We start from the raw sequence: 9,900 nt of genomic DNA, 5'->3' as shown, positions 1-9,900 counted from the left end.
TAAATCTTTTAATTCTCTAGACGTTTAAAACCTTTTCTGCTGTATCTGTTGACATTTTATCTGCAATGATCTGAAATAGCATGAATCCCATTACAATAACGAGATGGCGCACTCACATTATCCTATCCATCTCAAAATACCGTGTGAAATAACATGGTCTTACCAAAAAGAATATTCCCATTGACGTTGTTGAATAAAATAATGCTCAAAATCTTTGGCGTAAATATTTAAATTTTTACTCAATTCACTCACACGCTGCCATAAATCTTTTAATTCTCTAGACGTTTAAAACCTTTTCTGCTGTATCTGTTGACATTTTATCTGCAATGATCTGAAATTGGACAACAATACACTGTTCAAAAATCTGCTTCAGTGTTGTTATTTGATACTCAATTTCAAGTTTTAAATAATCCTAGATTTTCCCTGTACTCGTTTCTTTCTGAGTCGCAATGGTCGGCATATTTTTCTCTTTTAGTTTTTAAATTTATTTATATAAAAATAATATAATTAAAAAACAATATTTTCCAATATCAAACGACACACACTGTCGTAAAAATAAAAACTGCCGAATGTTCCCATTCGACAGTTTTTTATCATACAACTTCGATGCGATTATTTTTTCTTATAAAAAGTAAAATAACCAATTGCAAGGATAATCAACCAAATTGGGCTTACCATCAAAGATTTAAGTGTATCTGGTTCTAAAGCTAAAATACCAATCGTACCAACAAAGAATGCCATAACCACATAACATGTGATTGGACCACCTGGTAGTTTAAATACCGATTTTGCATGTAACTCTGGGCGTGTTTTGTAATACACCAAGTAGCTCCACAAAATGATAATCCACACCAAAATAAACAAGATGGTTGATAGTGTTGTCGCCAAAGTAAAGGCTTCAACGGTATTTGGTACAAAGTACTGTAATGCAGCCCCACCTAATAAACACACACCTGAAAAGTACAATGCGTTTGCTGGTACAGCGCGTTTATTTAAGCGACCAAATGCTTTCGGACCTTGCTCTTCACGTGACAAACCAAATAACATACGGCTTGTTGAGAATACACCACTGTTCATTGATGACATCACTGAAGATAACACCACCAAATTCATAATGATTGCAGCAGCAGCAATACCTGCTTGGCTAAACAAGTTTACAAATGGGCTGACTTTTGGATCAATAGCATTCCACGGTGTTACTGACATCACAATAATCAATGCCAATACATAGAAGAAAATGATACGAATTGGAATTGAATTTACCGCTTTTGGTAAATTCTTTTCAGGATCTTTGGTTTCCGCAGCCGTTGTACCGACGAGCTCAACACCTACGAATGCAAAAATTGCAATTTGGAAGCCGGCCAAGAAGCCTTCAAAACCTTTCGGGAAAAAACCTCCATGAGACCAAAGATTGGTAAATGAAGCAACTTGACCTGTTGCAGCAGATTCAAAGCCTGTAAAGATCATCCAAAAACCGACTAAAATCAGTACGACAATTGCAATAATTTTAATCAGTGCAAACCAGAACTCGAGTTCACCAAACAATTTTACAGTGACTAAATTTAGCCCCATGATAAAAAAAATAGCGGCAACACTAATCAAAGCACCTTCAGTTGGACTAAAGGGTAGTCCGTTATTGAAAAACTGTAAGTAATAAATAATCGCCGATAAATCTGCGATACCAATCGTGATCCAACACAACCAGTAGGTCCATCCGACAAAATAACCTGCCCAAGGACCAATTAAGTCTGTAGAGAAATCGATAAATGATTTGTATTGTAAATTTGAAAGTAATAATTCACCAAGCGCACGCATGACGAAAAACACCATCAAACCAATGATCATGTAAATAAATAAAATTGAGGGTCCAGCTAAACTGATGGTCTTACCTGACCCCATAAATAACCCTGTACCAATCGCACCACCAATCGCGATTAACTGCAAGTGTCTATTTGAAAGACTTCTTGCTAACTCTCCACCTTCGGAAGCGTTGTAATTTCCATTTGACATTTTTTAATTCGACTAAAGCAAATAGTCTTCACAAATTAGCTGATTTTTTTCTAAAGTAAAAATTTTTTTTTGAACTGATTATTAATTATTACCACTTGTTTTTAAACAACGGTCAAATACACCAAACTACGACCACTACAACATTTAAGCTCTATTAAAATAAAATAATAAAAATCATATATTAAAATTTATTATGATTTTAGCATTATAGAAAAATATTCGGACTTGTATCTCAATTAAATCTATGTCAAAAAAGAAAAAGATTGAAAAAAACAATATAGATCAGTCATAAAAATTAATTAAGGAGTAATCAATACCACGAAAAATAGAATAGTGCATCATCAAAATAACAAGGATGGCATAACAATTGCTCGCTTAATCAGGCTGTTATGTATAAAAATGGACAGATAAAAAGAAGGTACTATGCAAAATATTCAATCGATTATGGAAACACTCAGCGCTTGGGTCTGGGGACCTTATATGCTGATTTTACTGGTTGGAACAGGTGTATTTCTCACCTTTCGACTGATGTTTTTACAATTCCGCTTACTTCCTTTTGCCTTTAAGCAAGTCTTTGGTCGTCATGAAAAATCTAAAGATCATGAGGGTGATATTTCCCATTTTGGTGCACTTATGACTGCACTGTCAGCGACCATTGGGACAGGCAATATTGCTGGGGTCGCCACTGCATGCGTACTCGGTGGTCCTGGGGCAGTTTTCTGGATGTGGATGACCGCACTTGTAGGTATGGCAACCAAATACGGTGAAGCTGTGCTTGCAGTAAAGTATAGAACCACAAATGAAAATGGGCAAAAATCAGGCGGGCCTATGTACTATATTGAGCATGGTCTCAAGTGGAAATGGCTTGCTGTTTTATTTGCCCTATTTGGAACCATTGCTTCTTTTGGAATTGGTAGCTCAGTCCAATCCAACACTGTCGCACTCGCTGTACAAAACAGTATGGGCATTGAAACGTGGATTACAGGTGTTGTCATTACGGTATTTTCTGCATTGGTCATTTTAGGTGGTATTAAATCCATTGCAAAAGCTGCAACATTCATCGTTCCTATTATGGCAATTGGTTATGTATTAGGTGGTTTAGCCATTATTTTAACAAATTTAAATTTGGTAATTCCCGCACTCAAACTCATTTTTGTCGATGCTTTTACAGGTCAGGCTGTTGCTGGAGGTGCGATTGGTGCAGTGATTCGCTATGGTGTAGCGCGAGGTGTCTTCTCAAATGAAGCTGGCATGGGTTCTGCGCCCATTGCTGCTGCAGCAGCTAAAACCGATCACCCTGTTCGTCAAGGTCTAGTCTCTATGACAGGGACATTTATTGACACGATTATTGTTTGTAGTATTACAGGCATTGTACTTGTTATGGGATATATTGTTGCAGGTAATACATTTGGTACGGAAACAGGTGCAGTATTGACCACCCATATTTTTGATCGATTACTTCCTGGTGTCGGTGGTTGGGTTGTCACTTTTGGTATTATCTTCTTTGCCTATTCTACAATTTTAGGTTGGTGCTATTATGGGGAAAAATGCGCAACTTATTTATTAGGTGAAAAATTTGTTCTCATTTATCGCCTGATTTATATCGCTACAGTGTTTATCGGCACAGTCGCAACACTAGATTTAGTATGGCTCTTCGCAGATACATTTAATGGTCTGATGGCAATTCCAAACTTAATTGCACTCTTACTTCTGTCAACCGTTATTGTGAAAGAAACCAAAGACTTTTTGGATAAACGCAAATCAGGCGAATTGTACTAAGTATAATTTCTTGATTTAGATTATTAAACAAAAATAGCATCGCATCAGGGCGACAAAAATAGTCGCTCTTTTCTTTAATCCACTTTTTATAGTCTCATTTTCTCATTAAAATCATCTTCTAAAATCACTAGTAAAATCATGTATAGTGATTGAGCTTTTTATGGATGATCTCAATTATGGCTAAAGTTAAATCTGTTTACCGTTGCGAACAATGTGGTGCTGACCATTCTAAATGGGCAGGTCAATGTTCAGAGTGTGGTGAATGGAATTCTTTAACCGAAGTTCGTATTGAGCCAACGGTCACACATCGTGCTAAACCTATGGGTGGCGGTTATACAGGACAAGCTGCCAATGTTACCTTGCTCAATCAAATTACCGTATCCAATGAAACACGTCTAGGCACGGGGATAAGTGAATTTGACCGTGTATTGGGTGGTGGTCTGGTCACAGGTTCTGTCGTACTGATTGGTGGTGATCCCGGTATTGGTAAATCGACCATTTTGTTACAAACTGCCACTTATATGGCAGCCGCAAATAGTTCAGCACTCTATGTAACAGGTGAAGAGTCTCTTTCTCAAGTGGCTTTACGCGCCAATCGACTTGATTTACCGACAGATCGACTACAAGTCATGGCAGAAACCTGCGTAGAACGTATTTGTGAAACTTTAGCTCAAATACAGCCTGCTGTTGCCATCCTTGATTCAATTCAAACGCTTTATACCGAAACCTTACAATCTGCGCCAGGTGGAGTTTCACAAATTCGTGAATCTGCCGCGCTACTCACACGTTTTGCGAAAAATAGTGGCACTGCACTATTTATTGTCGGTCATGTAACCAAAGAAGGTTCTCTTGCAGGTCCTCGTGTACTAGAACATATGGTCGATTGCGTTTTATATTTTGAAGGACAGTCTGATTCGCGCTACCGTATGATTCGTGCAGTCAAAAATCGTTTTGGTGCAGTCAATGAACTCGGTGTTTTTGGCATGACCGATAAAGGTCTAAAAGAAGTTGCCAATCCATCTGCAATTTTCCTTAGTCGCTATGATGAAGCCATTCCCGGTTCAATTGTAATGATTAGCCGAGAAGGCACACGCCCACTTTTAGTTGAGGTACAGGCATTAGTTGATGATGCTCATGGACAGCCTCGTCGTGTTGCACTTGGCTTAGAGCAAAACCGCTTAAATATGCTTCTTGCCGTCATGCATCGCCATGGCGGTGTTCAAACATCAGGACAAGACGTATATGTCAATGTCGTGGGTGGCTTAAAAATCACTGAAACAGGTTCAGATCTTGCGGTACTACTGGCTTGCGCTTCAAGTTTACGCTCCAAAGCGCTTCCTCAACATTTAGCGGTATTTGGTGAAGTCGGATTATCAGGTGAAATTCGTCCCGTACCTAACGGTCAAGAACGCTTAAAAGAAGCCATTAAACATGGTTTCAAATACATTATTGTCCCACGTGGTAATGCACCACAAAAAAACATTCCCGGTGTACAAATTATTGCAGTAGCTCGTTTACACGAAGCTTTGACAGAAGCAATGCAACTCAGTGATGAATCATAATTTTGACCACCAGTTATAAAAAATAATTTTAAAAGTACTTTTTGAGAATTCAGCGTTAAGAATATCCGCTGAATTCTCTTTTTAAAGATCAATTCATCTCATATGATAAACCCATTCAACTTCATAGCTATTTTTTAAATTTATATCTGATAACCTCATTATTCGTCTTTAAAAATATTCGTTATATTTGTGTGAATTTTAGTCCAAAAATCTAACACATCCATTGAAATTCATAGCAAAAGACTGCATAAAGAACATTGATACTTTTTGATTTATTAAAAATAGGAATTCTCAATGGAAGTTCGACAGCGTGGCTTGATGGCAGGTCTATTAATGGCAACTTTAGTGGTTGCTCCTTTAGCTGAAGCGAAACGTGCTGGTGGCGGTAAAAGTCATGGTATGAGTCGTTCTGCTGCTCCAAGTCAGTCATCTCAGCAAACCCGCCAAGCAACCCCTGCTCAACAACCGATGGCTCCTGCTACAGCACCACAGAAATCTGGTCCAGGTGTCGGTGGTATGGTTGCAGCTGGTGTTGCTGGTGCTGCAATTGGTGCGGTTGCTGCCAATGCAATGGCGGATGACAATGCTAATCCTGCAAAAACTGATGCGACTGCACAACAGCAAGCACAAGTAGCTCAACAGGAAGAAGAGAAAGGTGGAATCCCTAGTTGGATTTGGCTTCTTGTGATTGGTGGTGCTGCATTCTTCTTGTTCCGTAAATTCGGCGCAAAAAAAAAATTAGCAACCAATAATCCTTATGCACCAAACAATGCAGGTCCTACATCTGCACCGTTTGGTCAGAATAATGCAACACAACGTACTGCTTCAGGCACGAACACCAATATTTTTGGTCAATCAGTCGGTGGCGGTGCGCCTGTTCAAGCACCTTTTGGTTCTGCATCTACTCAAAGTGGAAACCAGTTACCCGACGGTACTGAACCTGCTGCATTCTTACGTATTGCTCGTCAGCGTTTCAATCACATTCAGTCAATGAATACGGCAAGCAATATCACTGAAATTCAGCGTTATTTAACACCTGATCTTTACCAGTCGATGTATAACGACATTATGACGAACCAAGATCAAGATGTTGCTGAATTTTCAAACTTAAATGCAATGGTTGCAGACAGCGCAACTGACAATGGTCAATTCATTGTCAGCGTACGTTTTACTGGTACAGTCAGTGAAGACTTAAACAGTGCACCTGTCCCATTCTCTGAAATTTGGCATTTTGTGAAACCTACGGGTTCGACACAAGATTGGTTAGTTGCAGGCATTCAACAAGAAAGTTAATTTCTTATTGAAAGTGAACAAACAAAAAAACCAGTGTTTCGACACTGGTTTTTTTGTTTTGAATAAAGATTAAGAACAATAATCTATTTGTTGATTTTCTATTAAAGACAATGCCGCTTTCCATGCAATTTGGATAATCGGTTCGGCAGCATCACTCTCAAACTGCTTCACTGTATATGCACAAACTTCCGCACTAGGATAGTGTAATGTAGAACTACTCATGGCTTTAATTTGCACCTGACAAGCTCGCTCTAAAAAGTAGATTTCATGGAATGCCCGAGCCACACTATCTCCTGTGGATAATAATCCATGATTACGCAAAATCATGCATCTATACTGCCCCATATCTGTAACTAAACGCTCACGCTCAGCCGTTGAAAATGCAATACCTTCGTACTCATGATAGGCAATATTGTTATAAAATTTGAGTGCATGTTGTGATAGTGGCAATAAACCCTGCTCCTGTGCTGAAACCGCAATTCCATCAGCAGTATGGGTATGAATGACACAGTGGATATTCTCGCGTGCATGATGTAAAGCTGAATGAATAACAAAACCAGCAACATTTACCATTTTACCTTGATCATATTCTTCAACAATTCTTCCTTCATGATCAATTTTAACCAAATCAGATGCTTTCATACGGTCAAAAGTCACACCATAACAATTTATTAAAAAATGTTCTGGTTCATTAGGTACACGTAAACTGATATGGGTATCAATTAAATCGGTCATTTTATAATAGGCAATCAGTCGATACAGGGCTGCCAATTCACAACGTGCATTCCACTCAGCCTCCTTAATATGACTTGGTCTAGTCTGTTCAAGTCTATCCATTTTTAAAATCCTTTTTGAATCATTGTTTTAATGCTTATTTTCGTATTACAACAATACGTCTTATCACTTATAGCATGCTTTTTTATATCACTTGTGATGCTCATGAAAATATCATTTTTTTAATCATAAAAAAAAGCCCTGAATTGTCAGAGCTTTTTATTTAAACATAATTCAAAATTAACGTTGCGGTAACGGAATGAACTGAGAGTTAGTTGGCTGAACCTCACGCTCACCCACTTTCACGGTTAGATCAAGTTGTTTACCATCACGAATGACCACAATTTTAATCTCAGAATTTGGTGCTTGAAGCGCAACATAATTAATTAGATGTGAAGTTGATGTAATGACTTCATCATTTACTTTAATTATATTATCACCCACTTTCAACCCTGCCATTGCTGCCGGCCCTGTTTTCAACACATCTGCAACGACTACACCTGCTTGACGCGGTTTCAACACATCATCTTGTTGCGGTGCCATTAGACTAATGCCTAACCATCCACGAACGACTCGACCATCTTTCAAAATCGAATTCATCACTTGTTGACAGATTTTTGCAGGAATCGCGAAACCAATGCCCAATGAACCACCGGATTGAGAAAAAATAGCCGTATTGACACCAATTAAATTACCAGCAACATCAATCAGCGCGCCACCTGAGTTACCAGGATTAATCGCAGCATCCGTTTGAATAAAATCTTCATAAGTATTAATACCTAAATCTGAACGACCTGTCGCAGAAATAATCCCTTGTGTCACCGTTTGCCCTACACCAAATGGGTTACCAATCGCTAAAACAACATCACCGACTTCATTACCACTGAGTTTAAAAGGTAAAACGGGTAATTTATCAAGCTCAATTTTAATTACAGCAATATCGGTATCGGGATCTGTACCAATCACTTTCGCAACTGCACGGCGACCATCTTGTAATGCAACAACAATTTGATCAGCCTGCGCAATCACATGATTATTTGTCAAAATATAACCATCTGGGCGCACAATCACGCCTGAACCCAAACTATTCTCACTATCACCCTGATTTTCTTCAGGTATTTGATTACCAAAAAACTCACGGAATGCAGGATCATTAAGTAAAGGATGTTTTTGTTTTACTTTTTGTGTCGTAAAAATATTGACCACAGCAGGTGCTGCTACTTTTACCGCAGCATTATAAGAAACCACCCCACCTGTACGGGTCGTATCGACCAACGGTTCAACTTTTTCCGCAGGCATTTTTACACCATCAGCTGAAATGGGTGCTTTTGGCTGATGGAACTTCTGCCAACCGATAAAGCTAGCAATCACAATCACAAGTAATACCCAAGGTAACCAAGTAAATGAACGGCGCACTGTATTATCCTCGAATTTTTTTTAATATATTGATGAATCTAACATTTTCATTATTGTAATCAAATTTTAGTCCAATACCTAAATTTCATTTTAAAGATTTGTTCAGCTTTAGTTACAATTCAAAATATGCTTTGATGTCTGTATATTTTTTTGTTCTATTTTAGGTTTGATATGACAACACTTCAGGACATTATTCAGTGGTGTGATCACACCCTCAAAGCAGCAGAATTCAAAGATTACGCACCAAACGGCTTACAAATTGAAGGTAAGACTGAAGTACGTAAAATTTTATGCGCGGTGACTGCATCCCAAGATGCGATTGATGCAGCAATTGCCCAAAATGCTGACCTGTTACTTGTACATCATGGCTTTTTTTGGAAAGGTGAAGCCTACCCTATTACAGGCATGCGTGGTAAACGGATTAAATCACTCATTCAAAATGATATTTCTTTGGTCGGCTACCATCTTCCTTTAGATAGTCACCCAACTTTAGGAAATAATGCTGCCATTGCAGATATTTTAGAGTTAGACAATATTGGACCTTTAGATCCTAGTGAGCGTCATCCTATTGGCAATATTGGCTATTTAAAAAATGCCATCTCACCTGAAGGCTTCAAAAACTTAGTCACTGAAAAATTAGGTTTTAATGCGATTCACTTACCTGCAGAAAAATCACTCATTCAAAAAGTTGGTTTCTGTACAGGTGGTGCACAAGATTTTATTGCTCAAGCAGCAAAAATGAACTGTGACGCCTATATTTCAGGTGAAGTTTCAGAGCGCACTTTCTATGAAGCCAAAGAATTAAATGTGCATTATTATGCCTGTGGGCACCATGCAACTGAACGCTATGGTGTGCAACGACTCGCCAAAGCTATTTCAGAACAGTTTAATATTGAGTATAGTTATTTCGAATTGAACAATCCGATTTAATATTTTGGGTTATTTTCATCGATCTGATTTTGGCATTTTTCTTTATTCGTATAAATTCAGACATTATTGTGTATTGTTATTTGTCGCAATGCACATTTATTCTTAGAATCTATTACAATAAAGCCACTTAATGTCA

General features: G+C 38.2%; 7 protein-coding genes. 4 read left to right on the top strand and 3 right to left on the bottom strand.

Features of this window, described 5'->3' with window-relative positions; all coding sequences use genetic code 11:
• Positions 1–612 precede the first annotated feature (612 nt).
• Positions 613–2,010, bottom strand: a complete 1,398-nt coding sequence (locus ACK1JC_RS11115) for an amino acid permease (RefSeq protein WP_409511937.1) — start codon at positions 2,008–2,010, stop codon at positions 613–615.
• A gap of 423 nt (positions 2,011–2,433) precedes the next feature.
• Between ACK1JC_RS11115 and ACK1JC_RS11110 the strand changes: the two genes are divergently transcribed.
• From ACK1JC_RS11110 to ACK1JC_RS11100, 3 genes are all read left to right on the top strand, one after another.
• Positions 2,434–3,789, top strand: a complete 1,356-nt coding sequence (locus ACK1JC_RS11110; protein WP_409511936.1) for an alanine/glycine:cation symporter family protein — start codon at positions 2,434–2,436, stop codon at positions 3,787–3,789.
• Positions 3,790–3,965: 176 nt separating this feature from the next.
• On the top strand, positions 3,966–5,351 hold the full coding sequence (gene radA, locus ACK1JC_RS11105) for a DNA repair protein RadA (protein ID WP_409511935.1): 1,386 nt from the start codon (positions 3,966–3,968) through the stop codon (positions 5,349–5,351).
• Between the two features lie 294 nt (positions 5,352–5,645).
• Positions 5,646–6,644 carry a Tim44 domain-containing protein gene (locus tag ACK1JC_RS11100; protein ID WP_409511934.1) on the top strand — a complete coding sequence of 333 codons (999 nt, stop codon included), beginning with the start codon at positions 5,646–5,648 and terminating at the stop codon, positions 6,642–6,644.
• Positions 6,645–6,713: 69 nt separating this feature from the next.
• Here the strand turns inward: ACK1JC_RS11100 and ACK1JC_RS11095 are convergent, their stop codons facing one another.
• A complete protein-coding gene (locus ACK1JC_RS11095) occupies positions 6,714–7,481 on the bottom strand; it encodes a class II aldolase/adducin family protein (protein ID WP_409511933.1) in 768 nt (255 codons plus the stop codon).
• Between the two features lie 177 nt (positions 7,482–7,658).
• The gene (locus ACK1JC_RS11090; protein WP_409511932.1) at positions 7,659–8,834 is read right to left on the bottom strand and encodes a S1C family serine protease; all 1,176 of its coding nucleotides are present in this window, start codon (positions 8,832–8,834) and stop codon (positions 7,659–7,661) included.
• 171 nt (positions 8,835–9,005) lie between these two features.
• Here ACK1JC_RS11090 and ACK1JC_RS11085 point away from each other — a divergent pair, with 171 nt between their 5' ends.
• Positions 9,006–9,764 (top strand): Nif3-like dinuclear metal center hexameric protein, encoded by a 759-nt coding sequence (locus ACK1JC_RS11085; RefSeq protein ID WP_409511931.1) that lies wholly within the window; start codon positions 9,006–9,008, stop codon positions 9,762–9,764.
• The last annotated feature ends 136 nt before the right edge of the window (positions 9,765–9,900 follow it).

The sequence above is a fragment of the Acinetobacter sp. TY2 genome (assembly GCF_046269225.1).
Taxonomy (GTDB): Bacteria; Pseudomonadota; Gammaproteobacteria; order Pseudomonadales; family Moraxellaceae; genus Acinetobacter.
This window is presented reverse-complemented; position numbering and strand designations above follow the sequence as displayed.

Bases quoted from the DNA above. Each gene is read 5' to 3' on its own strand.
- ACK1JC_RS11115 (WP_409511937.1), bottom strand. From the start codon at position 2,010: ATGTCAAATGGAAATTACAACGCTTCCGAAGGTGGAGAGTTAGCAAGA.
- ACK1JC_RS11110 (WP_409511936.1), top strand. From the start codon at position 2,434: ATGCAAAATATTCAATCGATTATGGAAACACTCAGCGCTTGGGTCTGG.
- radA (WP_409511935.1), top strand. From the start codon at position 3,966: ATGGCTAAAGTTAAATCTGTTTACCGTTGCGAACAATGTGGTGCTGAC.
- ACK1JC_RS11100 (WP_409511934.1), top strand. From the start codon at position 5,646: ATGGAAGTTCGACAGCGTGGCTTGATGGCAGGTCTATTAATGGCAACT.
- ACK1JC_RS11095 (WP_409511933.1), bottom strand. From the start codon at position 7,481: ATGGATAGACTTGAACAGACTAGACCAAGTCATATTAAGGAGGCTGAG.
- ACK1JC_RS11085 (WP_409511931.1), top strand. From the start codon at position 9,006: ATGACAACACTTCAGGACATTATTCAGTGGTGTGATCACACCCTCAAA.